General features: G+C 57.9%; 17 protein-coding genes. 8 read left to right on the top strand and 9 right to left on the bottom strand.

The genetic code is table 11. From position 1 onward, the window contains the following. Positions 1-30: 30 nt before the first annotated feature. The 3 genes from FMN52_RS09605 to FMN52_RS09595 all read left to right on the top strand — a co-directional run bounded on the left by FMN52_RS09605 (position 31) and on the right by FMN52_RS09595 (position 4,455). Positions 31-1,740 carry a VRR-NUC domain-containing protein gene (locus FMN52_RS09605; RefSeq protein ID WP_148608431.1) on the top strand — a complete coding sequence of 570 codons (1,710 nt, stop codon included), beginning with the start codon at positions 31-33 and terminating at the stop codon, positions 1,738-1,740. After that, complete coding sequence (locus FMN52_RS09600; protein WP_240339447.1) at positions 1,737-4,007, top strand: ATP-dependent DNA helicase; 2,271 nt, start codon at positions 1,737-1,739, stop codon at positions 4,005-4,007. The genes FMN52_RS09605 and FMN52_RS09600 overlap by 4 nt, the downstream gene beginning before the upstream one ends. 133 nt (positions 4,008-4,140) lie before the next feature. Next, positions 4,141-4,455 (top strand): BON domain-containing protein, encoded by a 315-nt coding sequence (locus FMN52_RS09595; RefSeq protein ID WP_148608430.1) that lies wholly within the window; start codon positions 4,141-4,143, stop codon positions 4,453-4,455. Between the two features lie 52 nt (positions 4,456-4,507). Here the strand turns inward: FMN52_RS09595 and FMN52_RS09590 are convergent, their stop codons facing one another. Together FMN52_RS09590 and FMN52_RS09585 are read right to left on the bottom strand one after the other, a co-directional pair. Next, positions 4,508-7,036 carry a chemotaxis protein CheB gene (locus FMN52_RS09590; RefSeq protein ID WP_148608429.1) on the bottom strand — a complete coding sequence of 843 codons (2,529 nt, stop codon included), beginning with the start codon at positions 7,034-7,036 and terminating at the stop codon, positions 4,508-4,510. Next, entirely contained in the window at positions 7,036-7,629 is a 594-nt protein-coding gene (locus FMN52_RS09585; protein WP_162525031.1) for a PAS domain-containing protein, read from the bottom strand. The genes FMN52_RS09590 and FMN52_RS09585 overlap by 1 nt, the downstream gene beginning before the upstream one ends. 247 nt (positions 7,630-7,876) lie before the next feature. Between FMN52_RS09585 and FMN52_RS09580 the strand changes: the two genes are divergently transcribed. Together FMN52_RS09580 and FMN52_RS09575 are read left to right on the top strand one after the other, a co-directional pair. Continuing rightward, positions 7,877-8,440, top strand: a complete 564-nt coding sequence (locus FMN52_RS09580; protein ID WP_148608427.1) for an OmpA family protein — start codon at positions 7,877-7,879, stop codon at positions 8,438-8,440. A gap of 12 nt (positions 8,441-8,452) precedes the next feature. Next, on the top strand, positions 8,453-9,811 hold the full coding sequence (locus FMN52_RS09575; protein ID WP_148608426.1) for a diguanylate cyclase: 1,359 nt from the start codon (positions 8,453-8,455) through the stop codon (positions 9,809-9,811). On the opposite strand, the gene FMN52_RS09570 is transcribed toward FMN52_RS09575, so the two are convergent. Further along, positions 9,808-10,530, bottom strand: coding sequence for a Crp/Fnr family transcriptional regulator (locus tag FMN52_RS09570; RefSeq protein WP_148608425.1), 723 nt, complete (start codon positions 10,528-10,530; stop codon positions 9,808-9,810). The two genes, FMN52_RS09575 and FMN52_RS09570, sit on opposite strands and share 4 nt — an antisense overlap. Positions 10,531-10,683: 153 nt before the next feature. Beyond that, a complete protein-coding gene (gene cra, locus FMN52_RS09565; protein WP_346341308.1) occupies positions 10,684-11,718 on the bottom strand; it encodes a catabolite repressor/activator in 1,035 nt (344 codons plus the stop codon). Between the two features lie 110 nt (positions 11,719-11,828). Here cra and ptsP point away from each other — a divergent pair, with 110 nt between their 5' ends. From ptsP to FMN52_RS09550, 3 genes are read left to right on the top strand one after another with little or no spacing between them, the layout of a single operon-like run. After that, positions 11,829-14,660, top strand: coding sequence for a phosphoenolpyruvate--protein phosphotransferase (ptsP, locus tag FMN52_RS09560; RefSeq protein ID WP_148608424.1), 2,832 nt, complete (start codon positions 11,829-11,831; stop codon positions 14,658-14,660). Further along, positions 14,660-15,625: a 1-phosphofructokinase gene (gene pfkB, locus FMN52_RS09555; protein ID WP_148608423.1), complete on the top strand. Its 966-nt coding sequence runs from the start codon at positions 14,660-14,662 to the stop codon at positions 15,623-15,625. The genes ptsP and pfkB overlap by 1 nt, the downstream gene beginning before the upstream one ends. Continuing rightward, the gene (locus FMN52_RS09550) at positions 15,622-17,385 is read left to right on the top strand and encodes a PTS fructose-like transporter subunit IIB (protein ID WP_148608422.1); all 1,764 of its coding nucleotides are present in this window, start codon (positions 15,622-15,624) and stop codon (positions 17,383-17,385) included. Before pfkB ends, FMN52_RS09550 begins: the two co-directional genes overlap by 4 nt. A gap of 41 nt (positions 17,386-17,426) precedes the next feature. On the opposite strand, the gene FMN52_RS09545 is transcribed toward FMN52_RS09550, so the two are convergent. From FMN52_RS09545 to FMN52_RS09525, 5 genes are all read right to left on the bottom strand, one after another. Then, positions 17,427-17,798, bottom strand: a complete 372-nt coding sequence (locus FMN52_RS09545; protein WP_053113416.1) for a VOC family protein — start codon at positions 17,796-17,798, stop codon at positions 17,427-17,429. A 55-nt stretch (positions 17,799-17,853) separates the two neighbouring features. Beyond that, on the bottom strand, positions 17,854-19,143 hold the full coding sequence (locus FMN52_RS09540) for a sensor domain-containing diguanylate cyclase (RefSeq protein ID WP_148608421.1): 1,290 nt from the start codon (positions 19,141-19,143) through the stop codon (positions 17,854-17,856). A 33-nt stretch (positions 19,144-19,176) separates the two neighbouring features. Next, complete coding sequence (locus FMN52_RS09535) at positions 19,177-21,543, bottom strand: EAL domain-containing protein (protein ID WP_148608420.1); 2,367 nt, start codon at positions 21,541-21,543, stop codon at positions 19,177-19,179. 183 nt (positions 21,544-21,726) lie between these two features. Beyond that, positions 21,727-23,289, bottom strand: coding sequence for a PAS domain-containing methyl-accepting chemotaxis protein (locus FMN52_RS09530; protein WP_148608419.1), 1,563 nt, complete (start codon positions 23,287-23,289; stop codon positions 21,727-21,729). A 209-nt stretch (positions 23,290-23,498) separates the two neighbouring features. After that, the gene (locus FMN52_RS09525; RefSeq protein ID WP_148608418.1) at positions 23,499-24,755 is read right to left on the bottom strand and encodes an FAD/NAD(P)-binding oxidoreductase; all 1,257 of its coding nucleotides are present in this window, start codon (positions 24,753-24,755) and stop codon (positions 23,499-23,501) included. Between the last annotated feature and the right edge of the window lie 138 nt (positions 24,756-24,893).

Here is a 24,893-nt window from a genome sequence, read left to right as displayed (position 1 = left end):
GAACCATCCTGAAGGAAGATCAACCTGGCCATGTCACCCGCGAAGCCACAGAGCACACAACTGGCCACTGCGGATCTCGATAATCCGCTCTATTACCTTGAGAACATGGAAACCGTCCTTGGCTGGGTCCAGAGCCATCACGGTGACTTGCTGACGGCAGAAGAGCTGGATCGACTGGCCAGTTTCCATACCCTTTCAATGCCGGCCCGGGCCTTGCTGACCCGAATGGTGATGCGCACGGGCGATCTCTTCCGGTCGCACAAGCTCAAGTATCCGGAGATCGGCGTACCAGAGGCCCGTGCCCTCGACGAAATCATGGAGGCAGGCTGGTTGGACACCGATCCCCTGCTCAGCCTGGACGAGCTGTTTCGGTTGTTCACTCTTGGAGAACTGCGTCCGGCCATGGAGCCCCTTCTGAAAGCGGCCGGAGAGCCTGCCAACCTGCCCAAGGGCCGGATGCGCGACGCCCTGCTTCCGCGGTTCCCCGACCCTCTGACCGTCGCCGACTGGCTCGGTCAGCACGCCAGGCCGGTTATCAGGCTCAAAACCATGGCGCTGTTTGACCGGGTGCGCCTGATGTTTTTCGGCAATCTTCGCCAGAGCTGGTCCGATTTTGTGCTGGTGGAATTGGGCCATCAGCAGTATGAGCCGGTCACCTTTGCACCGGATTCCCGGGCGTTTCAGCAGCGTGCTGAGGTCGACCTGTATCTTGCCATGCATCAGTGCCGGGAATGGCTGGACCAGGGCGTGCCCGCCGACGAGGTATGGCGGGCGGTTCCGGCGCCCTCGAATAACGCCTGGCTGACCAGCCGCCGCGACCGGTTATTGTTGGAATTGGGCCGGCAGGCGGAGCGCCAGGGCGAGCGGGAACTGGCGTTAGAGGCTTTCGCCAGCAGCGGCCATCGGGAAGCGCGACTGAAACAGCTCCGGTTGCTGGAACGGATGAAGCGTCACCAGGAAGCCTGGGTCATTGCCTCCGATTGGCAGAACCAGGAACTGAGCGATGCCGAGGCCCAGGGCCTGGCACGAATTCTGAAAAGGCTTGCGGGCCGGCTTGGCCAGATACCGCCACCGCCTCCGGCGCAGCCGCCCATCCGGGAGATGACCCTGACCCTGCCGAAACCAGCGGTCGGGTCGGTCGAATACGCGGTTCGGGACCACCTGCACCGGGAAGAGGCGCCCGTGCTTTATGTGGAGAACACCCTGATCAACGGCCTGTTCGGCCTGCTCTGCTGGCAAACCATTTTTGCGCCGGTGCCGGGGGCCTTTTTCCATCCGTTCCATGTGGGCCCGGCGGATCTTACCCGGGAAGATTTCGTCAGCCGTCGGAAGGCATCGTTCGAGCAATGCTTTGCGCGGCTGGCGGATGGTAGCTACCGGCAGCGGATCCTGGAGAATTACCGGGCCAAACAGGGCACCACCAATCCGTTTGTGATCTGGCCGGTCCTCGACGAGGAACTGCTCGACCTGGCGCTGGATTGTATTCCAGCGGAGGATATGGAACGTCTGTTCCGTCGCCTGTTGTTGAATATCCGGGAGCATCGCAGTGGCTTCCCCGATCTGATCCGCTTTTTTCCGGGCGCCACCGACCCCGAAAAGCGCTACGAAATGATCGAGGTGAAGGGGCCGGGTGACCGGCTGCAGGACCACCAGATCCGCTGGCTCGAGTTCTTTGCGGTTGAAGACATCCCCGCCAGCGTCTGTTACGTGCGCTGGCAGGAGAGCGAGGCGATGGAATGACCGTGAAGGTGGCCATCCGGACTCTCTGCGAGTTTGCCGCCCGTAAGGGCGATCTGGACTTCCGCTATACCCCGGCACCCAGTGCCGAGGAAGGCATCGCTGGCCATCAGGCGATACAATCCCGGCGCGGTTATGGTTATAAAAGCGAGTATTTACTGACCGGTGATTGCCTGGGACTGTTACTTTCCGGGCGCGCTGATATCTATAACCCGCACCGAGGCCGGCTGGAGGAAATCAAGACCCATCGGGGTGACCTGGCCCGAATCCGCGAGCATCAGCGGGCGCTTCACCGTGCCCAGTTGCGAGCCTACGGAGCCCTTTTATGCCGACAGGAAAAGCGGAAAACGCTGGAACTGGCGCTGATCTATTACGATACCGGCAGGGATAAGGAAACACCGGTGGTGGAGACCGCCAGTGCCGAAGAACTTTGGCAGGAACTGGAAACCCTGTGTAGCCACTACAAGGCCTGGGCCGAACAGGAAGAGCATCACCGAGAGCAGCGAAATGCCCTGCTCGCAGGTCTCAAGTTTCCTTTCCCCGAATTTCGACCCAGACAGCGCCAGCTGGCGGAGACGGTGTACAAGAACACGATTAAGTCCGGCACCCTGCTGCTGGAAGCCCCCACCGGCCTGGGCAAGACCCTCGGCACGCTGTTCCCGGCGTTGATGGCAATGCCAGCAGCCGGCCAGGACCGCCTTTTCTACCTCACCTGTCGCAATACCGCCCGTCAGCTGGCCATGGATGCGGTTGCCCGCCTGCGTTCGGCGCAAGCTTCCCAGCATTGGCCACTGCGAACATTGGAACTGGTCTCGAAAGACGATGCCTGCGAGCAACCGGACAAGGCCTGTCATGGCGATTCCTGCCCGCTGGCGAAAGGGTTTTTCGACCGACTGCCAGACGCCCGGGCGGAAGCCGCCCAGAGCGAAGGCACGCTGGATCAGCACACCGTGGCGAAGATCGCCGCCGGTCACGATATCTGCCCCTACTTTCTGGCACAGGAAATGGCCCGCTGGAGCGATGTGGTGATCGGTGACGTAAACCGGCTGTTCGATCAATCCGCCCTGCTCCACGGTTTGATTCGCCAGAATAACTGGAGGGCCAGTGTACTGGTGGACGAAGCACATAACCTGGTGGACCGGGGCCGGGGCATGTACTCGGTTCGGCTCGACCAGCAGCGGTTGTTGAGGATCAAGAAAACAGCCCCGAAGCCGCTGAAGTCCGCTATCGACCGCACCGCCCGTGCCTGGCAGAATCTCATCCGGGATCACCAGGCCGAGCATGAAACCCCGGATTTTCTGGAAACGCTGCCGGCCCAGCTGCTCGGCGCCCTGCAGGCGATGATCTCCAGCCTCACCGATTACCTGGCCGACAATCCTCCGGACCTGGCCCTGCAGGAACTGTTATTTGAAAGTGTCGCCTTCATGAAGTTGGCAGACTCCTTCGGCGATCACTCCCTCTGTGAATTCCAGCGCGCCGGTCGGGGACGGGCCAGCCTGACCATCCAGAATCTGATCCCGGCGGATTTCCTGCGCGAGCGGTTTGAAGCCGCGCACTCGGTCCTGCTGTTCTCCGCTACCCTGAGTCCCGGTGTCTACTACCGGGATCTGCTGGGATTGCCCGAGGATTCCCGTTTTACCTCGTTGCCCAGCCCGTTCAGCGCGGACCAGCTGCAGGTGCACTTCACTCCTGACATCAGCACCCGCCAGGCCCACAGGGAGGCGTCGCTCGCGCCGATTGCCGAGCTGATTGCCCGGCAGTTCCGGGAAAGGCCCGGGCACTACCTGGCGTTTTTCAGCAGCTTCAAATATGCGAGGCAGGCCAGCGACGCGCTGGCGAAGCAGGCGCCGGATATACCCCAGCGCATCCAACACCCGAGCATGTCGCCTCAGGAGCGAGCAGACTTTCTGGCAGGTTTCCGGAAACCGGAAGGCAGTGTGGCGTTTGCGGTGTTGGGTGGGGTGTTCAGTGAAGGCATTGATCTGCCGGGTGATCAGTTAATCGGCGCCTTTGTGGCCACCCTGGGCCTGCCGCCGTTTGATGCCTGGCATGAAATCCTAAAGGTTCGCCTGGAGCAACGATTTGGCGCCGGCTATGACTACACCTATTTGATTCCCGGTTTGCAGAAAGTCGCCCAGGCGGCGGGGCGGGTGATCCGTACCCCGGAAGACCAGGGCGTGATCTGGTTGATTGATGATCGATTTATGCGGCCGGCGATCAATCGTTTGTTGCCTGCCTGGTGGTTTTGCGACAGCCAGGGTGAGAACTGACTTGTGTTGGGAATCGAACAGACCGGATGCGAACGCGGCGTTAGTCTCATAATTGCCCGGTCAGCCAACCGCCGAGGCGTGGCCCAACGTGGACCTGACATATCGGGTGTTGGTGGTCTGAGGAGAACAGGATATGAAACGAATAATAGGATCGGTCCCGATGTTGGCGATGGTGGTGCTTCTCGCCTTGTTTGCCGGATGCGCATCCAGCGAAACCAGCTCAGGTACTGGCGAGTACATCGACGACACGGTGATCACTGCAAAGGTCAAGGCCGCAATTTTCAACGAATCAACGCTCAAGAGCGCGGAAATAAACGTTGAGACCTACAAGGGTATTGTGCAGCTGTCAGGCTTTGTCAGCTCCAGGGCCGACATCGACACGGCCGTCCGGATAACCCGCGGTGTGAAGGGTGTGAAATCGGTCACCAACGACATGACGTTGAAGTGAGACCTTACGGGTTAGCCAAAGATGCTGTGCCAGACCGCGGTTTGGAACTTGTTTAGTTCTGGGTATTGTGGCGCAGCGACGATTCCAGATTCTTGGTGTCGGTAATGTCCACCAGAGTGATGACGACCCCGTCAATCATGTTGTCCAGCCTGCGGTAGGGAATGATCCGGACCGAAAACCAGCGGTCATCTTTGGTGGTGATCTGTTTTTCAGAAACCGCCAGTGTGTCGAGGGTCTTTCGGGCGTCATCCTGTAGTTCCGGGTAGCGGAGGCTGGAGGTCAGGTCACTGAGCGGGCGGCCAATATCGCTTTCGCGCAGGCTGATAATGGTTGCCGTCCGTTCAGTATAGCGCCGTACGTTCAGATCCTGATCCAGGAAAAGAACAGCAATTTCGATGCTGTTGAGCACATTCTGCATGTCACTCTGGGCAAGCGCGAGGTCATCCAGCTTGGTTTGCAACTCGGTATTGATCGTCTGCAGTTCCTCGTTCATCGACTGCATTTCTTCTTTGGATGTTGTCAGTTCCTCATTGGCGGACTGCAGCTCTTCGTTGGTGGACTGAAGCTCCTCGTTGGAGGCTTGCAGTTCCTCCCGGGATCGCTTGGCCTCTGTTCTCAGGCGTTCAATTTCCTCCTCGTACTGCTGGATTTGCGCGGTGTGGCCGGTATCGCCGGCTGGAGCCGTTTTGCGGCGTCGGGCGCTGACCTGGGCAGGCGCATCCCGGAACACGACCATGGTCATGTTTTTCAGGGCATCAGGCTCACGGAAGGCCTGAATGGTCACATCAACCGCCTGAATACCGGAATCGGTCTGCACCTGCACGCTTCTAAGCTCTACCGGCTCCGGTTGCTCAGATGCCTGTTTCAATGCGGTATACAAAGGCCCCCGCAAGCCTTCCCGGGCCATGGCGTGAATGTTCCAGTTGGCTTTGCCCGCGGCCGGTTCCAGGTACTTGCCGGTGCGCCCGCTGATGTACACGATGTCTGCCTCGGCATTGAGCACCACGGCAGCCGGCGCATAGACCTGAAGCAGCACATGATCTGCGGCGGACTGCAGATTGTTGGTGGCCCCCTGCGGGGTAACCGTTTCGGTAGGCACAGGTTGCTCCTTGGGCAGAGTGTATATGGGAGGAAATGATTCTAGCAGGAACTCGAAGTGACGGACGGATTCGTAGGGCTTGCTCCGATAAAGGCGCATTTTCGGTTTCAATGGCGCAAACAGATGATTCAACCTGCCAACCGTTTCGGAGCTACCCAGCATCAGCAACCCGTTGGGCAACAGGCTGTAATGAAACAGTGGCAGAATTCGGCGTTGCAATGTCAGATCGAAATAAATCAGCAGGTTACGGCAGGCGATCAGATCCAGCTTGGTGAACGGCGGATCCAGAATGACATCATGCTGGGCAAACAGGACCGTGTCGCGTATTGATGGTTTTATCTGGTAATGATTGTCCTGCTTGATAAAAAAGCGCGTTAGCCGGTCCGCAGAGACCGAGTTTTCAATGCTGAGGGGGAACTGCCCGCGCCTTGCCACCGAAATGGCTTCCGGGCTGATATCGGAGGCAAAAATCTGCAGGTGCAGCTCTCGCCCAGGCTCAGTGTTTGCCAGTGCTTCAGTGAAGGCCATGGCCAGAGAATAGGCTTCTTCACCGGTGGAACAGCCTACCACCCAGGCCCTTATCGTGTGTTCCTTGGGTAGCTTGGAGAGAAGATCGGGCAGCTCTGTGTCTATCAGGTAGCGCCAGGTTTCAGGGTCCCGGAAGAACTGGGTGACGCCGATCAATAACTCCCGGAACAGTAACTCTACTTCCTGTTTGTTGTCTGACAGGAAGTGGGTGTAATCGGCCAGCTCCGAAATGCCATGGATGGCCATGCGGCGTTCAATCCGGCGTTTCAGCGTGGTGGGCTTGTACTGGGAAAAGTCGTGCCGGGTCTGTTCCCGCAGCAAGTGCAGAACCGGGTCTAGTTGTTTAACCGTGCTGCGAGCCTCATTTTTCTGGCCAGACCGATGATCCGGTTCGGGAACGCGCCGGACGTAGGCCAGTATGCGAGCCGGTAATGCATCAGCCGGCGCCACAATGTCGGAGCAGCCGGCAGCAATCGCGCTTTTGGGCATGGCATCGAATTGGGCCGATTCGGGCGTCTGCACCACTGTCAGTCCCCCGGTAGCCTTGATGGCTTGCAGGCCCAGAGTACCATCAGAGCCCATACCTGAGAGCACGACGGCTATGGCTTGTTCGTTCTGTGCGCTGGCCAGGGATGAGAACAGAACGTTGATAGGGAGGCGTAGCCCGCGATGCTCCGCTGGCTGATCCAGTTGCACGGTATTGTTGAGGACCCGTAGCTCCCGGTTCGGCGGGATGACATAAATACAATCCGCGCGAATGGCCATATTCTGTTTTGCTTCATACACCGGCATTTCGGTATAGCGTTGCAGGAGTTCCGGTAGCAGAGCCTTTTGGGTTGGGTCCAGATGCTGAACCACCAGAAATGCCATACCGGTATCGCAGGGTGTATTACGAAAGAAATTCTCCAGCGAGGCCAGACCGCCGGCAGAAGCGCCGATACCAACAATTCGCATCAGGAACCTGTGCTGGCTTCGGTCAGAACCATCAGAATGCTGTCACCGGTATTACTGGGCCTGGCATTGATCGCCAGCCGCCGTTGATCCGGGAGTTCAACGGAACCGGCGGTTACCGATGGTCCCTCCAGCCGGTTGATTAGCATTTCTATGGCAACCTCCTGGCCCGGAGCAAGAAGTGAACTCAGGGTTTGGCCTGAAAGATCCGTGGTGGGTTGGTCAAACAGAATGCCAGCTGCCTGGTTGCCTTCAATGATTTCACCATCTTTGGCCATGATCAGGTAAGCGGCGGGAGCAAGCTCATAGAGAGATTTGTAATGAGTCAGTTCTTCGACGGTTTCCAGTTCATTGGCCCGAAGCTGCTCATACAGCAGATCAAGTTCTACCTGATAGGTCTGAAGTTCGTGGAGTAGCTTAAGGGCATCCGCTGCAGATTCTGGGGTACTCGCTCGCTCATAAAGCAGATGCAGCGCATCAACGCTGAGGGAGCCACCGTGGTTGGGTGGTGGCACGCCGTGATCAATCAGATCCCTGGCACTGCGACGCAACTGTTCGTGGCTTCTGGCATGCAGGTGTTTGTAATTGTCGGCCATAGTCCCTCCTAAATGCCCCACCTTAAATCTGAGTTTGATCCATACCATTCGATATTACGCCACCTTACGACGGTGGAATAGCGCGCTTGGGGTGTTTTTATAAAGTGGGTCCTTCTATGTGTGTTAGCGAACAGAAGGTCCACCCGGTGAAGCCTAGTGTGGGAATCAAGGAGTGTGGTCGGATCGTTTTGGTTCGGGTCACTTGGTTTCAAAAGGAGCCCTGCTATGAATAACGACATAAAACGGGGTGGTTGTTTCCCTGGTGTTGTTTGCCTCGGTGATTCTGATGGCCTGTGCCATGTCGCCTGTGAGCCCCGAGGGCTCGGCAGATGTGCGGGCGAAACTGGGTGAGCGCCGCGATGCAGCCAGGCTTGCGGCGAGAACACAGGAGGCTGATCGGGCCCGATTGCAGGCGGAGGAACTGCAAAGGCAGGTGAAGAACCTTGAGGCCGAGGCCACCGAGCGGGGACTGGTTCTTACGTTGGGCGACGTACTCTTTGCAACGGGCAGTTCGGAGATTCAGGGAGGCACGAACCAGAACCTGGAGGAACTGGTCAGTTTTCTCAACCAGTATCCCGATCGCCAGGTGTTGATTGAGGGCCATACCGACAACGTTGGAAGTGCCAGTTTTAATGAGACTTTGTCCCGTCAACGGGCTGAGTCGGTTCGGAGGTTCCTTATCAATCGTGGCATCGATAGCCGGAGACTTTCGGTATCTGGATTCGGGTTTGAACGCCCTGTTACCAGCAACGAAACCGCAATGGGTCGCCAGCAGAACCGCCGTGTTGAAGTTGTGATCGAAAACGAATAATAAGGAGATACCATGCTGCGCTACAGAGATTACTTTCCGCTGGCGGCAGATACCCAGGCAAGCTCGGGTCCTGGCAAAGGTATCCCGCTGGGCGATGTGTTGCCCCTGGGAATATTGGTGACCGATCGAAATGGCAAATGCCTATACAGCAATACCGCGTATCAAAAACTCTGTGGCTGGAGCGCCGAGGAGCTGATCGGATCGCATTGGAGCTCTGTTATTCACCCACAGGATCATGAAAAGACACTTCAGCACTGGGAAAAGGCGGTTCTCGGCCATCGGCCTTTCCTCTGTGAAGCCCGATTGAAGTGCGCTAACGGCCACGTTATCTGGACCCGTCGCAACGCTGCCCTGCTGACAGATGGCGTGCCGGGGCACGGCTACGTGCATACGGTCGAGGATATCAGTACCTATAAAGCCCATGAGGAAGCCCGGAAGAAAGCCGAGGAGCAGCTGTTCGATGAGAAAGAGCGGGCGCAGGTGACTCTCGACTCGATTGGTGACGCTGTATTGAGTACGGATATCGACGGTCGTGTGTCTTACATGAATATGGTGGCGGAAACGCTGACCGGTTTCAGTCGACAGGAAGCCATTGGTCGCCCCCTGAGTGAGATTTTTCACGTAGTGGACGCAAAGACGCACAAAACCACGCCCGATCCTGCAAGGCGGGCAATCCTGTCGGACAGTATTGTTGCTCTGGAGGCAAACGCTCTGCTGGTGGCCAGGAATGGTGTGGAGTTGGCGATTGAAGACTCTGCAGCGCCCATCCACAACCGCCATGGAGCGGTGGTAGGCGCCGTGATTGTATTTCATGACGCCCGCTTTTCCCGGGCAACCACTGCCCGAATGGAACACCTTGCACAACATGATGAACTGACCGGGCTGCACAATCGCAGTGCGTTTTATGAGCGCTTTGATCAATCGCTGTCACTGGCCCGGCGACACGGTGCCCAGATGGCGGTCTTGTTCATTGATCTGGATAATTTCAAGAGTATCAATGACGCTCTAGGTCACGACAGTGGAGACATAATTCTGACTGCCATGGCTGAAAAACTGAAAAGTTGCGTGAGGGCAGCGGATACCGTGTGTCGGTATGGCGGGGATGAGTTTGTGGTGTTGTTGGCCGAAATCGCCCAGCCGGATCATGCCTTTGCCGTTGCCGATAAAATACGTGAAGCCGCTGGCGTTCCAATCGTAATCGGCGGCCATGAAGTGTCACTTCAGCTCAGTATCGGAGTGAGTGTTTATCCTGATAACGGAGAGACCGCTGATTCTCTTCTGAAAACCGCCGACAGTGCCATGTACCGGGTGAAGACGCTCAACCGGCGCCCGATGGATGGAAGCCCGAAGATCTTGCCGCTCCTGCTCTAGACTGGCGGACCGCTGGCGACAAGGCGGTCTGTCTCCCGCTTGACCACCTTGTAACATTCACAGGAGAGTGCTTCGAGTTGTGGTCTGTCCAGGACGGTAATGTGTCCTCGATGGTACTCGATAATACCCAGTTTCTGCAGTTTGCCAGCGGCTTCGGTAACTCCCTCACGACGGACTCCCAGCATGTTGGCAATGAGTTCCTGGGTCATGGTCAGGCTGTTGCCCGGGATCCGGTCAAGGGAAAGTAGTAACCAGCGGCACAGTTGCTGGTCGATCGAATGGTGGCGGTTACAAACGGCCGTCTGGGACATCTGGGTGATCAGCGCCTGAGTGTATCTCAGGGTTAGCACCCTGACCTCAGGGTTGTTGTTGAACTCGGTTTTGAGTTCTTGAGCAGGCAGTCGGTAGGCAGATCCCTGGCTTTGCACAACCGTTCGGCTGGGCGTGCTGTCGCCGCCCATGAAAACCGCAATACCGGCCATGCCCTCGTTTCCCACCACCGAAATTTCAGCAGAGGAACCGTTGATCATCACGTACAGCAGCGAAATGATGCAGTTGGTGGGAAAATAGACGAACTCGATAGGCTGCCCCGATTCATAGATAATCTCACCCAGTTTCAGTTCAACCAGTTTCAGCTTAGGAAAAATTCGTTCCTGTGCACGCTCTGGCAAGGCAGCCAGAAGGTGATTTTGTTCGGGGAAGGTTGGTGCGTCAGACATAGTTACCTCCCTAGTGAGGCTGTCGATGATGGGCACATTCCCCTTGTGCAAGTGATCAATGCCGGATTTGCCCGCGCCAGTCGATCATCGTAAGACGCTAACACACAACAGGCATCCCGACTGTAACACTACCATGGACCGCTGATCTTTCTTCTATCTGGTAGCGGGACGTTTCTTGAGTTTCCGATTTATCGTGGTGGTCCCTGCAGATCCGTTCTCCCCAATGGCTGAAAATGCCTGATCCAGAGTCGCATTGGCGATGGCCTCGTGGTCCTGGGGCAGTGAATTGACCGGCAGTGGCAAAAAATCCAGCAGGCGGTCATCACCGAAGGTGGCCAGGCGTAACTTTTCCGGTAGTCCGCCGGGCAGTTCCAGCAACACATCCAGAACCCCTTGAAGTAGCGTGTAAGAGGCTGTAACCAGAGCATCTGGCAAACCATGCTCCCGCATAATCCGGTTCATCATGGTAGCGCCAGAGGCGCGATCGTAATGAGGGCCGCTTTCCACCAGCGGGGCAATGCCAGCCTCATTTGCGGCCGCCAGAAAACCCTCCCGTCGCTCGCGGGTCATGGCAAGCTCCGGCACCGCGTCCAGCCAGGCGATGGTGGCGGTTTCCGCATCCAGCACGGAACGAGTCAGTATTTCGGCTGCTGCGCGGTTGTTGCTGACCACGCATCGGATCTGGTCCGGAGACTGGGCACGATCAACGGCAATCACCGGTAGACCATCTTTCTGCAGTTGGAGATAGAAGGGGTCGTCCAGTGCCAGGGCGCTGGCGACAATCAGGGCGTCGCAGCGCCTGGCTTTCAGGGCTCGGGCCAGGGATTTTTCGGTCTCAGGGTCATCATCAGAACCGGCAATCAGGAGCTGATAGCCTCTCGCTCTCGCGCCCTGTTCAAGCAATTTGGCCAGGCGTGCATAGCTGGTGTTCTCAAGGTCAGGCAGGATAAACCCAAGGGTCCGGCTGGCCCCGCCCCGCAGGGCGGCCGCCTGAGTGTCCACCTGAAAGTCATGGGCCTGAGCCACTGCAAGGACCTTCTCGATGGTGTCCGGTTTGATGCGTCGGGCAGCCCCCTGGCCGTTAATGACATAGCTGGCCGTGGTTCTTGATACGCCGGCAAGCCGGGCAAGTTCCGCAAGGGTCATGGACGGCAGCTCCGATTCAAAGATTGCTTGATTTCTGATCATATCTGTTTCATCATCGATTTTAAGCATGCTGACACGATTCAGCAAACAAAAACTGATACGCGGTATCGAAACAAAGACGCAGTATCAAAACAAAAAGCGAGGCAACGATCATGCTGACGCTGACTGCCAATGACGTTCGACTGGGTGCCACTGCCTCTGACTGGCAAGACGCACTGCAACAGGCAGCCCGGGATCTTGAGGCCGCCGGCCGAACATCCCCCGATTACCTGGCCGGAATGAAGGTCCGTGAACAGCAATCGTCCACGGTACTGGGTAACGGCATTGCCATTCCCCACGGTACACCGGAAAGCCGGGATGCCGTTCTCAAAACCGGTATCCGCATTGTTCAGTTCCCCGAGGGCATCACCTGGCACGACAATGCCCGGGTGCATGTCCTGGTGGCTATTGCGGCCCAGTCTGACGAACACCTGGATATTCTCCGCCACCTGACGCGCGTGTTGGACAAGCCCGGGCTGGCGGAGAAATTGGGCCGGGCCACGGATGCCGCCGAGCTGGTTGCCCTGCTCTCCAAAGCTCCGGCGGTGGCCAAATGCGACAGCGAAACCCTGTGCCTGGGCATCGATGCTTCCACTCCAAATGAGCTGTCCCTGATTGCCGCCGCCCGCCTGCAGAGCCTGCGCTGTGTGGACACCGAGTTTCTGGCCAGCATTATCGGTCAGCCGCCAGTGGCCCTCGGCCAGGGTTTCTGGCTGACCCATCATACTGTTGGTGCCCGGAGGCCGACCCTGTCCCTGGCGACACCCAGGCGGGCAACGCCGGACCTGCGGGGCGTGTTCTGCCTGGCCGGTCCCGGTGACGAATGTCATGACCTGCTCGATCGCATTGATAACTTCCTGGCCCGTAATGAACCCATTGACGGCCTGAGTGCCGAGGCTGTGCTGGCCAGACTGTCTGGTGAGGCTGCTGATGCGGTCACCGCCAAGGTAAGGCTACTCAATACCCACGGGCTGCATGCCCGACCCGCAAAGCAACTGGTTCAGGAGGCCCGCCGACACAATGCCGGCATCCGGATTCGCTTGCTTGAGGGTGACGGCAGTGCGGTGTCCGCCACCAGCCTGACCCGGGTGATTGGACTGGGCGCCCGCCGGGGCCAGATGCTTCTGCTGTCGGCAACGGGGGAGGAGGCTGAGCAGGCCATTAACGCTCTGACCAAAGCCGTTGAGGATGGTCTGGGTGAAAAGGTCGCGCCGTTGCGCCAAGCCGAGCAGCAAACCACGGAACCCGCGACTCAACCCTCGGAACCACTGGTCGATGACCAGCCGGTGAAAGCCGTGGCCGCGTCACCGGGGCTGGCGCTGGCGCCTGCGTTTGTGATGCGTCAGCCGGTGCTGGAGTATCCGGAGTCGGCCGCGGACAGTGAGCAGCAGATCCAGCGCCTTAACCGGGCCATGGATGAGGCCGAGGGTCAGCTCCGGACCCTGATCCGGCAAGCTGAAGGTGGTGAAGCTGCGCCAATTCTTTCGGTGCATGTGGAAATGCTCCAGGATGAGGACCTGTATCAGGCTACGCTGGAGGCAATCAACGAAGGGGCCTCTGCCGAAGCGGGGTGGTGGAAAGCCATTGATACCGCGGCGCGGGCCCAGGAAGCACTGGCTGACCGTTTGCTGGCCGAACGTGCCGCGGACCTGCGGGACGTCGGGCGCCGGGTCCTGGCCAACCTCTGTGGCGTGGCCATGCCGACGCCGCCGGACACTACCTATATCTTGGTGGCTGACGATCTCGGGCCATCGGATGTGGCTCGGCTGGATACCACCAGGGTGCGTGGCCTCGTCACAGCCCGCGGGGGAGCGACGTCCCACAGTGCGATTTTGGCCCGAGCCCTGGGGCTGCCTGCGGTCGTGGGTGCCGGCGAGCGAATACTGACAATCCTGAATGGCTCCGATCTGGTGGTGGATGGCGAACGGGGTTGCCTGGTGCCGAACCCCGGGGCCGAACGCTGCGAGAAGATCCGTCGCCGTTTGCAACAACTGGACGCGTTGCAGGCCGAAGCTCATGAGAACCGCAATCAGCCGGCTACCACCGTAGATGGCCATACCATCGAAGTCTGCGCCAATCTGGGTAACACCGCCCACACCCCGGATGCTGTGGAACGGGGCGCCGACGGTGTTGGCCTGCTCCGTACCGAGTTCATTTTTATGGCCCATCCGGAAGCGCCGGATCTGGCCACCCAGGTGAGTGAATACCAACACGCGTTCGATGCCTTGAACGGCCTGCCGCTGGTAGCCCGTACTCTGGATGTGGGCGGCGACAAGCCTCTGGATTACTGGCCGTTGCCCCAGGAGGACAATCCGTTTCTGGGCATGCGCGGTATCCGGTTGTCATTGACTCGCCCGGATATCCTCGAAACTCAGGTGCGGGCGCTGCTGACCGCCGCCGGCGACCGGCCCCTGCGCATCATGTTCCCCATGGTCAAGGATGTGGAAGAGTTCAGGGCTGCCAGGGCAATTGTCTCCCAAGTGCAGGCGGAGGTGGCCGCCAGTGATGTTCAGGTTGGCGTGATGATAGAAGTGCCCTCCTGCGCATTGCTTGCGTCGACCCTGGCGCCGGAGGTGGATTTCTTTTCCGTTGGCACCAACGACCTTACCCAGTACACCCTGGCCATCGACCGTGGCCACGGGCAGCTTTCGGCTGAATCAGACGGTCTGCACCCGTCAGTATTGCGGCTGATTCGGATGACCGTGGAGGCGGCGCACGCCCACGACCGCTGGGTCGGGGTATGCGGGGAGCTGGCCTCAGATCCCCAGGCGATTCCGGTTCTGGTCGGGCTGGATGTCGACGAGCTGTCTGTAACCAGTCGTCGGGTGCCCCTGGTGAAGGCCTGTATTCGCGGCCTAAACCTTGAAAGCGCCCGACAACAGGCTGAAAAGGCGCTGGCTCTCGCAACGGCGTCCGAGGTGCGTGATGCCCTGGAGGCCTGGTGATGGCTCGTATCCTGACAATCACCCTGAATCCGGCTCTCGACCTGAGTGTTGAAACGTCGCCCCTCACTCTCGGAGAGGTAAATCGTACAGGTCATACCCTGATGGAGCCGGCCGGAAAAGGCATCAATGTGGCTCGGGTATTGGCGCGTCTTGGCCATTCGGTCACCGTTGCAGGGCTGTTGGGCGACGCCAATGCCGCGCCCTTTGAGCGGCTGTTTGAAGCGGAAGGCCTGCAGGACAGTTTGGTGCGCATTCCGGGTCAGAACCGCATCAATATCAAGATTGCTGAGGCCGGTGGCCGGGTGACTGATCTGAACGGGCCGGGTTTCCGGGTGTCGGAAGACGCCCTGCAGCGCCTCGAATCCCGACTGGCGCCGTTGCTGACGGAATGCGATGCGGTGGTTATTGGTGGCAGTCTGCCCGAGGGCTTTTCGCCATCCGGATTGGCGGGTCTCGTCCAACAAGCCTCCCGTGCCGGCAAACCGGTGTGGCTCGATACCAGTGGCGAGGGCCTCAAAGCGGGCATCGACGCCGGGCCTTTTGCAGTCAAACCCAATACCGATGAGTTGTCGGGCTGGGCGGGTATGCCCTTGACCGACATGACAGAAGTGGAGGCCGCAGTTGCCCGCCTACGTGCCAGTGGCGTAGCGCATGTGGTGGTGTCCATGGGCGCGGATGGCGTGTTGTGGTCGTCACCGGCCGGAACTATGAGATCGCAGGTACCACCGGTCTCGGTGGTCAGCACCGTGTGCGCCGGCGATACCCTGTTGGCGGGCATGCTCCATGGTGTGCTTGCAGGCCAGCCTGATGAAGCGGTACTGACGTTCGCCACCGCGTTGTCTGCCGAATGTGTGCAACACATTGGTGTCGGAAACCCGGATGCACCGGACTTTTCTTCCCTTCTCCAACAAACCCGGGTGCAGCCATGGCCCGGGGAAAACAACACCGGAGAGATGCCGTTATGAACCTGATTATTGTGACTGCCTGCCCGCAGGGCGTGGCAACCCGTTTTCTGGCTGCCCGGGCCCTTGAACGGGCGGCGAACCGGCGCGGCTGGTCTGTTACCACTGATACTCGAGGCCCGGATGGTAAAGCCGACAACAAGCCCAGCGAAGCGGCAATCCAACAGGCCGATCTTGTTATTGCCGCGGTCGGTGTTCCGGTAAATCTGGATGTCTATGCAGGTAAACGCTTGCTGCAGATTCCGGTCACCGCAGCCCTGCCAGACCCAGACGCCATCCTCACCCGGGCGCAGGCGGAGGCCACACCCTGGGGCCCGGCAATGGCCAGTCAGGAATCTATAGCAACCAGTACCGCTGTCGGCAGTACCTCTGCCGGTAAGCGGATCGTTGCCGTTACTGCATGCCCCACCGGCGTTGCCCATACCTTTATGGCGGCGGAGGCACTGACCGCTGCCGCGGAATCCGCGGGCCACAAGATCCGTGTAGAAACCCAGGGCTCAGTTGGCGCCCAGGATCCTCTAACTGCCAAAGAAATCGCCGCTGCCGACGTGGTGATCCTGGCCTGTGATATTGAGGTGGACCCGGGACGCTTTGCCGGCAAGCGCGTGTGGCGGACCTCGACCGGTGCCGCCCTGAAAAAACCCGCCGATACCATCCGTGATGCCCTGGCCGAGGCCGTGGTTTTTGAAGGCGGCCAGCAGAAAGCTACCAGTGGTGCCGGAAGCGGCGAAAAGCGGGGCCCCTATAAGCACCTGCTCACCGGCGTGTCCTTCATGCTGCCCATGGTGGTTGCTGGCGGTTTGCTGATCGCCCTGTCCTTCGTATTCGGGATTGAAGCGTTTCAGGAGGAAGGCACGCTGGCTGCCGCCCTGATGCAGATTGGTGGCGGCACCGCGTTCAAACTGATGATTCCGTTGCTGGCCGGATACATCGCCTGGTCGATTGCCGACCGTCCCGGCCTGACGCCGGGCATGATCGGTGGGTTTCTGGCGGGTGAGTTGGGAGCCGGGTTCCTCGGCGGTATTGTGGCGGGCTTCCTGGCTGGCTATGTAGCGCGCTTTATCAGCCAGAAACTGCCGATGCCAGAGAGCATCGAATCGCTGAAGCCGATCCTCATTATTCCCTTGCTGGCCAGTCTGGTTACCGGCCTGGGGATGATCTATGTGATCGGAGAGCCCATGGCCGCCATTATGGGCGCCCTGACGGGTTTCCTCGAAAGTATGGGAACGACCAATGCGATCCTGCTTGGTGGCATTCTCGGTGCCATGATGTGCTTTGATCTGGGAGGACCTGTCAACAAGGCCGCCTATACCTTCGGCGTGGGTCTGCTTTCAGAGGGCAGCGGCGGCTCGGCACCCATGGCGGCCATCATGGCCGCAGGAATGGTACCGGCCATCGGCATGGGTGTGGCGTCGTTCATCGCCCGGCGTAAGTTTGCAGAGGCGGAACGACAGGCCGGACGGGCGTCCTTTGTGTTGGGATTGTGCTTTATCTCGGAAGGCGCGATACCGTTTATGGCGAAGGATCCGTTGCGGGTAATTCCGGTGTGTATGATCGGTGGCGCAATTACCGGTGCCCTGTCGATGCTGTTTACCGTCAAGCTGATGGCACCCCATGGCGGGCTGTTTGTGCTTGCCATTCCGAACGCGGTTAGTGCGGTATTGCCCTACCTAATTGCGATTGCGGTGGGATCACTGGTGATTGGTTTCGGTTACGCGTTGCTGAAAACTGGCAAGGCGGAAGTGGCGACTGCGGTAAGCTGAAAATGTAAAAATTGCGGCCCTCAGGCGAGGGCCGCAATTAATCAACCGAATACAAAAAACGCCAGCTTGTTGCCGTCCGGGTCTTTCACATAGGCGCCGTAGAACTGGTCCGGGATTCGCTGCCCGGGCTCACCGTCGCAGGTAGCACCAAGCTCGATCGCTTTCTTGTACATGGCATCCACATTCTCTTTGGAACCCGCGGGAAGGGCGACCATATTGCCGTTGCCGGGATGGTTGGGTTCTTCATTGAAGGGAACGCACACCGCGAGCATGGGGGCACTCATGCTTTTGCCGATAAAGGCGATGCGGCCCATGTCCAGAAGCACCTTGGCCCCCTGGTCGCTCAACAAATCGGCATAGAATGCCTTTGCTCGTTCCATATCACTGACGCCAAGGGTGACGTATCCGATCATACTCTTTCTCCGTTCATGGTTGTGTGGAGAGCCAGAATACGCTGTTTTTTGCCTGTCAGCTCTTTTCAGCGCCGATTTCGCTGACTACCACCTGATTTCTGCCCGCTCTCTTGGCCTGATAAAGCAGTTGATCGCAGGCTGACAACAGCTCCCGAACACCGTTTATACTTCTGCTCCAGCATACGACCCCGGCACTCAAGGTAACATTGAAAGGGGTGCCATCGTCGCTGACAAAGCTCTCCGTCTCCATGCCGATACGCAGGGATTCGGCAACGTGGCGGGCATCACTCAACGTGGTGTGAGGCATCAGAACGATAAACTCCTCCCCCCCGGTTCGGGCGACAATATCAGTCTTGCGAGTCCGTGTTTCGATCAGATTGGCCACCGTGCGCAATACCGTATCGCCGGTAAGATGGCCCCAGGAATCGTTGACGCTTTTGAAGAAATCAATGTCCAGGGAGAGTAATGAGAAAGGATGGTCGTAACGGGCGGATTGTTCTTCCAGTTCCGCAAGCTTTCTGAGCAGGTATCTCCGGTTATAGAGCCCTGTCAGTTCATCGGTAATCGTCAAAGCTTCCAGCTGGAATTCCAGGCGTTTCTGATCGTCGATGTCAGTAATAACACCGTGCCAGGTAGTGCTGCCGTCCGGATTTCTCTCCGGCTGGGAGACACCTCTTAGCCATCGGATTTCGCCGTCCTTGATGATCCGGTAGTCGCAAACCCATTCGCTTAGCGTCTTGCGGGATCGCTCTATGGTTTCGTGGACTCTTGAAATATCTTCCGTATGAATGGCTTCAAACATCCGTTCCGGGTTGGTCCGGGTTTCCTCTGCTGTTAAGCCATAAAAATCCTTGGCCTTGCGACTCATGTAGGGGAAGTGAAAGCTGCCATCTTTGTTGAGGGTAAAGGTATAAATGACCCCCGGGAGAGATTCGGCAAGTTGTTGCAACTGGTGTTGGGAAACTTTCTCTTCCGTGACATCAAGATGCGTTCCCATCAGCCAACGGTTTCCCGCCGTCTGGTCGTTGTTGAACAGGGTTCCGCGGGTGTGGATAAAACGCCAGTCACCGTCTTTGTGAAGCATCCGCACCACGCATTCAAACTGGGAGGCCTTACCGTTCATATAAGCGGTCAATGCCTGGTTTGCCGATTCAATATCGGTGGGGTGACTAAGCCGCTCCCAGGTCTGGAACGACAACGGCGAAAGTTCTTCCAGGGTGTAGCCAAGCATGCTGGCCCAGCGATCATTGAAAATGATCTCGCCGGTGTCCAGGTTGTATTCCCAGGTGCCTGCCCCGGTGCCGTCAAGAATGGCATTGAGCCTGGTTTCTGCAGTCAGGTGCATGTGATCCCTCACACGAAGGCCGCTTGTTTGCAGCTAGTTGTGGCCCGAATGGTAACGAGCCCAATTGAAATTATTGGCCCAGTCGAGCGCTTCTGCCAGTGGCAGGGGTGGACTGTACCGATAGCCCTGGCCGACATCACAGCCAAGTGCGAGAAGACGTTGTTCTTGCTCGGCCGTCTCCACCCCTTCCGCCACGGTGCGCCTCTGAAAACTCTGGGACAGGCGTAAAATAGCTTCTACGATCATCGAGTTATCCTGGTTCCCTATCAGGTCACCCACAAAGGTACGGTCAATTTTCACTTCCTGGGCCGGCAAGGTCCGGAAGTAATTCAGTGACGAGTAACCGGTTCCGAAATCGTCCAGGGAGATGCACAGCCCTGTGTTGCGGCAGACACCAAGGTTCTTCATGACGGTAGTGGTGTCGTCCAGTGCGGTCGTTTCCAGGATTTCAATGATCAGCCGGTCACGCACTTCGTGAGGGCACTCGTTCAGGGTGCCCGTAATATCGTCCGGGAAGTGTTCGCTCAGGAAGTGGGAGGGGCTGAGATTGATACTGAGCGTATAAGGCAGTCCGAGGTTCATGAATTCACAGATCACGCTGACTGCGCTTTCCATCACGAACAGTCCAACCTGCCTGGCGTAGTCGGTGAACTCCAGGTGCTCCAGAAAACGCGCCGGAGACAGAAGTCCCTCCTCCGGGTGGTTCCAGCGAATCAGTGCTTCAAAACCCTCAACCGTTCCGGTGCGGTAGTTGATTTTGGGCTGGTAGTAGAGTTCGAACTGTTGTTTTGCCAGTGCTTCGTCGACCTGCTCGAGTACACGGACTCGCTCCTTGCGATTAAAGTGCGACGCCAGATCAAACAGGCTATAGGTATCCTTTCCCGAATCTTTGGCCGCATACATAGCCTGATCGGCATGCCGAAGCAGCGTATCCGGGTCTTCGGCATCATCGGGATAAACGGTCACCCCCATACTGGCCGACAGTTTCATGACTGCATTCTGGTAGCTGATCGGGCGGCGGATAGCTTCCAGAATCCGGCTGTAGACCGTCGAGTCTTCGACATCCCTGAGAACGGCGACGAATTCATCGCCCCCCAGCCTCCCGATGGCATCGTGTTGCCGGATAGTGGCTTTCAGACGTTCGGAAATGATCTTCAGAACAGCGTCGCCCAATGCATGGCCGTGGTGATCGTTGATGCCTTTAAAACCGTCCAGGTCAATGAAGCAGAGAGCCACAGTGCCGTGGCGGAGGTTGGCTTCATGGAGCTCCTGGGTGAAGATTTCCGTGAGCCTCCGACGGTTGGGCAAACCCGTAAGGGCGTCGTAATTAGCGGCCTTTTCAAGGCGTTCCTGATGCTGTTGTTTTTCGTGATGCAGGCGCTTCCGTTCAATCAGGTTCCCGAGGGTTTGTAGCAGTGGCTCCAACTCTTCGGCTAGTCTCGCCTTATATCCCCCGAGACGGTTGGCGAGTCCAACTAGCCCTACTTGCTGATCGCCTGAGAAAACCGGAATCCCGATATAGGCGTCGATGTTTGGGTGCCCTTCCGGCAATCCTCCACGGCGGGGGTCGGTTGTAACATCCGTGGAGATCACCACTTCTCCCGTAGTCATCGGAAGGGCAATCAGGGTATCAAGGCGGTCGAAAACCAGTCCTCGCCTTTCCACCTGCTGGTAAAGCGCCTGTGTTTTCGGGTTCCAGGCAATGTTGGTTATTGCGCCAATCTTAAGATAGGGGTCGCCGTTAGCCTGGAACAGCGTTTCGCCGATGAAGCCGAACTGGCTGCCGGTGAGCGAAAGCAGGTCGTTCAGCATCTGCTCGAAAGCTGCATGCTGGTTGTCACTGGTGAGGAAGACGTTCAGGGCCCGCTGGATCGACCGGTTCAGGTGAGACACCTCCACGAATTGATGACTCTCGATCGACAGGTAGGTTCGCTCAAGCTCATCCTCAATCATCGTGGCCAGATTACGGAGGATATCCAGGTCCAGCTCGCCGAATTCGCGGGGGGCATCATCGATAATGCAGAGTGTGCCGATCTTGAAACCGGTCGGCTCCCTTACCGGCATGCCGGCATAAAACCGGATATGGGGATCACCGGTGACCAACGGATTCTGGCTGAAACGGGGATCCCTGGTCGCATCGGAAACGATAAACGCTTTGTCCTGCTCAATGGCGTAATCACAAAACGCAACCGAGCGGGGTGTTTCGCTGGCATCAAGACCCTGGCGGGATTTAAACCACTGACGCTCCGCATCCAGCACCGAGAACAGCGCGGTTTTCACTCCGTAATACTGCCGGGCTATGCGGGTAATCCGCTCAAACCGGTCTTCCGGGGGAGTATCCAGAATACCCAGGCGCTCCAGGGCGATGAGTCGACGTTTTTCCAGGGTACTACTGTCCATGGCTGCGACTCACTCAGTGCGGGTAGATGGCTGTCTGCAAAAAACGACCGTTGGCATCTTAAACAGGCAATGGTCTCGACAGTAGATAGCCCTGGCAAAGAAGACAACCCCTTTTCGCACAACGGGGTACGTTGGTCATCGGTTTTGCCGGTTCGATGCTGGTAATCGGTGTTTGTGGCTGTGCTATGCCCGCGAACTGAACCTCACGACCAATTCATGTAAATCGCCCGCTATTTCGTCAATTTTTCTCACGCACTCGGTTGATTCCTCGCCTTTGTCTAGATTGGTAGATGCAAGGGCGGATATTTTTTCCACCTGCTCATTAATCTGGTCCGACACCTGAGCCTGTTCTTCCACCGCTGCCGCCATCTGCAACGCCATTTCAGCAATGTTGGTGACGGATTCGGCGATGTCATTCAGTGTGCTCTCGGCCGAGAGCATTTTCTTCATGCCTTCGTCCGCCGACAGCTTGCCCTCGTCCGCTTTCGTGTTGGCCTCTTCGGAACGTGAAATCAATTCATTGACGATGCCATGGATCTCACTGGTGGAGTTGCGGGTGCGTGACGCCAGCCCGCGCACTTCCTCGGCCACCACGGCGAAACCCCGGCCATGTTCCCCTGCCCTGGCAGCTTCAATGGCGGCATTCAGGGCCAGCAGGTTGGTCTGTTCGGCGATCTCTTCAATAATCTTTGCGGCGGAAGCAATTTGCTGGGTCTGCTGGGCCAGTTCGCCGACGGAATCGCTGATGCCATGGACGGACCCCTTAAGGGTCTCGATGGCTTCTCGCGTGCCGCGAACAACAGAGCGGCCTTCGTTGGCAAATTGCTTAGCGCCGTCCGCCCGTTCGGCAGTTGACTGGACGTTTGATGAAACTTCGGCAATGGTCTGGGACATCTCGTGCACGGCCGCCGCAACCTGCTCAGTTTCCCCCTGTTGCTGCCTGAGGGCCTCCTGAGCTTCAAAGCTGACTTCCCGGCCCTTTACGGAGAACAGGCGCATCTCATCGGCCGAGTCTTCAAGCCTCGTAAGAACCGCGTCCAGGTGTGCCTGCTGGGCTTTGACCGCGACCTTGATACGCCCCAGCGGCAGGTCGTCATCGGTGTAGCTTCTGGCAGCGAGATTGTCGGTAAAGCTGTGTTCGAGCAGTTTGGTGACAGACCCCATCAAACGCGTGCGGGCCAGGTGCATCCAACCTGCATAGACAATCACACCACCGGCCAGAGCCAGTTCAGAAAGGGCTTGCTGGCCAATTAAGAACAGAGCGCCCGCAACGATGAACACCAGGGCGAGAAAAATGGTGGGGGGTTGTAAACGTCGCCAGAAGGGGATGCCGGATTTCCCCGACCTTATGGCCGCGTAGAGCTTTTCCGCCCGCTCAACGTCCTTGCGGTCCGGACTTGTTCGAACCGATTCGTAACCGACAACCTTACCGTTTTCGGTAACCGGGGTGACGTAAGCACTTACCCAATAGAAATCGCCGTTCTTGCAGCGGTTTTTTACCAGGCCCATCCAAGGCTGCCCGGCCTTCAGGTGCGACCACATATTTTCGTAGGCTTCTGGGGGCATGTCCGGGTGCCGGACGATGTTATGGGGCTGCCCGATGAGCTCTTCCCGGTTGAAGCCGCTGACGTCAACAAAGGCCGAGTTGCAGTGCCGAATCTTGCCCTTGAGGTCGGTTGAGGAAATCAGTTTCTGGTTCGGCGAGAAGGTTTTCTCGTTATCCGTTACCGGGAGATTCTTTCGCATCGATAGGACCTGATATGAACGGAAACAATGGTGCTTCGTAGTTCACAGTAGGACAGATAATGCAAAGAGCCTATAGGGGAGAAGGTAAGAGGGGCTAAGGAAATCTCTGATTGAAAAAGCGATTTGCCCCCGCCCAAACCAAACAATTGATTGGTTTTTATGAAGTTTTTGGGCAAAACACATGGGTTAATGTTTTACCCCCTTAGGGCTTATCGTTTGGCAGGTTTGGCGAGCCATTCGTGCCCCTTCAACATGCCATGCCAATATAGAGTTGGCAGCTGTTTTGCTTTAAGCCACCAGGCGGCCCGGGTGGCCTTGGTGCCATCGTTGATCCATTTCGGGAAGCTGGGCTGGAGTGCGCCGCCGTAACCGAATTCCGCCAGTACGATCTTGCCGTTTTCTACTGTAAGGGGGCATGAGCCATAGCCTAGGTAAACGGCCTGGAGTTGATGGTTTTTCAATGTAGCGACCAGGTTCTCGGCCACCACCGGTGCCTGTTTGCGTACCGCAGCAGCGGTTTTGGCGTTGCCGGTTCCGCTCACGTCTCCAAGGCCGAAGATGTTGGCATAGGTTTTGTGGCGCAGGGTGTCGTCTTCAAGATCCAGCCAGCCGCCCTCATTGGCCAGGGCGGACTCCCGGATAAGCTTCGGTGCCCGCTGTGGCGGCACTGCGTGGAGCATATCGAAACTGATCTTGCGGTCCTGGCTCTTGCCCTCGCTGTCGGTCGAGCGGAAAACCGCCGTTTTCGCCGGCCCATTCACTGCAACCAGTGTGCTCTGGAAATTCAGGTCAATGCCGTATTTTTCGATGTAGGCTTCCAGGGCCGGGACGTAATCGGCCACCCCAAAAAGAACGGCCCCGGCGTTATGGAACTGAATATCCACGTTGTTCAGCACGCCGTGCTTGAGCCAGTAATCGGCAGACAGGTACATGGCTTTCTGAGGCGCACCGGCACATTTGATCGGCATTGGAGGCTGGCTGAAAAGAGCCCGGCCTTTCTTGAGCTTCTGCACCATGTCCCAGGTGTAGCTGGCCATGCCTTCCCGGTAGTTGGAGGTGACCCCGTTGGAGCCCAGCGCCTCCTCAAGGCCTTCGATGCCGCCCCAGTTCAGCTCCAGGCCGGGAGCGAGAACCAGCGCCTTGTATTGCATGGATGAGCCGTCACCCAGGGAAACCTGGTTGTTGTCCTGGTCGATGGCGGTCACCGGTTGCTGGTACCAGGACACGAAACTGGGCATGACGTCTGACATGGGCTTGGAGGTGACCTCGGGCCGGAAGACCCCGCCGCCCACCATGGTCCAGCCCGGCTGGTAGTGGTGCCGGGTAGCAGGTTCAACGATGGCGATGTCGATAGTGCTATCCCGTTTGTGGATGCTGGATGCCACCGATATACCGGCCGCTCCGCCGCCCACGATTACGACGGTATGAGTTTTGACGCTGCCCGTGGTGGTTGTGTTGCTGGTCATGCCTCGAACCTCTTGTCTTTGTTTGCTGTGCGCGAGTGGTGCTTGAGATATATCAAAGCGTACCAAACTTTAGAGTCTAACGTTATATCAATAGGAAATATAAAGATCGGAAATGCTTTGTGTCATGCTTCAAGGGAA

It is taken from the genome of Marinobacter sp. BW6, from assembly GCF_008107725.1.
Classification (GTDB): Bacteria; Pseudomonadota; Gammaproteobacteria; order Pseudomonadales; family Oleiphilaceae; genus Marinobacter.
This window is presented reverse-complemented; position numbering and strand designations above follow the sequence as displayed.

What these genes read in the sequence shown, in the direction of transcription:
- FMN52_RS09605 (WP_148608431.1), top strand. Translation starts at nt 31, where the DNA reads ATGTCACCCGCGAAGCCACAGAGCACACAACTGGCCACTGCGGATCTC.
- FMN52_RS09600 (WP_240339447.1), top strand. Translation starts at nt 1,737, where the DNA reads ATGACCGTGAAGGTGGCCATCCGGACTCTCTGCGAGTTTGCCGCCCGT.
- FMN52_RS09595 (WP_148608430.1), top strand. Translation starts at nt 4,141, where the DNA reads ATGAAACGAATAATAGGATCGGTCCCGATGTTGGCGATGGTGGTGCTT.
- FMN52_RS09590 (WP_148608429.1), bottom strand. Translation starts at nt 7,036, where the DNA reads ATGCGAATTGTTGGTATCGGCGCTTCTGCCGGCGGTCTGGCCTCGCTG.
- FMN52_RS09585 (WP_162525031.1), bottom strand. Translation starts at nt 7,629, where the DNA reads ATGGCCGACAATTACAAACACCTGCATGCCAGAAGCCACGAACAGTTG.
- FMN52_RS09575 (WP_148608426.1), top strand. Translation starts at nt 8,453, where the DNA reads ATGCTGCGCTACAGAGATTACTTTCCGCTGGCGGCAGATACCCAGGCA.
- FMN52_RS09570 (WP_148608425.1), bottom strand. Translation starts at nt 10,530, where the DNA reads ATGTCTGACGCACCAACCTTCCCCGAACAAAATCACCTTCTGGCTGCC.
- cra (WP_346341308.1), bottom strand. Translation starts at nt 11,718, where the DNA reads ATGATCAGAAATCAAGCAATCTTTGAATCGGAGCTGCCGTCCATGACC.
- ptsP (WP_148608424.1), top strand. Translation starts at nt 11,829, where the DNA reads ATGCTGACGCTGACTGCCAATGACGTTCGACTGGGTGCCACTGCCTCT.
- pfkB (WP_148608423.1), top strand. Translation starts at nt 14,660, where the DNA reads ATGGCTCGTATCCTGACAATCACCCTGAATCCGGCTCTCGACCTGAGT.
- FMN52_RS09550 (WP_148608422.1), top strand. Translation starts at nt 15,622, where the DNA reads ATGAACCTGATTATTGTGACTGCCTGCCCGCAGGGCGTGGCAACCCGT.
- FMN52_RS09545 (WP_053113416.1), bottom strand. Translation starts at nt 17,798, where the DNA reads ATGATCGGATACGTCACCCTTGGCGTCAGTGATATGGAACGAGCAAAG.
- FMN52_RS09540 (WP_148608421.1), bottom strand. Translation starts at nt 19,143, where the DNA reads ATGCACCTGACTGCAGAAACCAGGCTCAATGCCATTCTTGACGGCACC.
- FMN52_RS09535 (WP_148608420.1), bottom strand. Translation starts at nt 21,543, where the DNA reads ATGGACAGTAGTACCCTGGAAAAACGTCGACTCATCGCCCTGGAGCGC.
- FMN52_RS09530 (WP_148608419.1), bottom strand. Translation starts at nt 23,289, where the DNA reads ATGCGAAAGAATCTCCCGGTAACGGATAACGAGAAAACCTTCTCGCCG.
- FMN52_RS09525 (WP_148608418.1), bottom strand. Translation starts at nt 24,755, where the DNA reads ATGACCAGCAACACAACCACCACGGGCAGCGTCAAAACTCATACCGTC.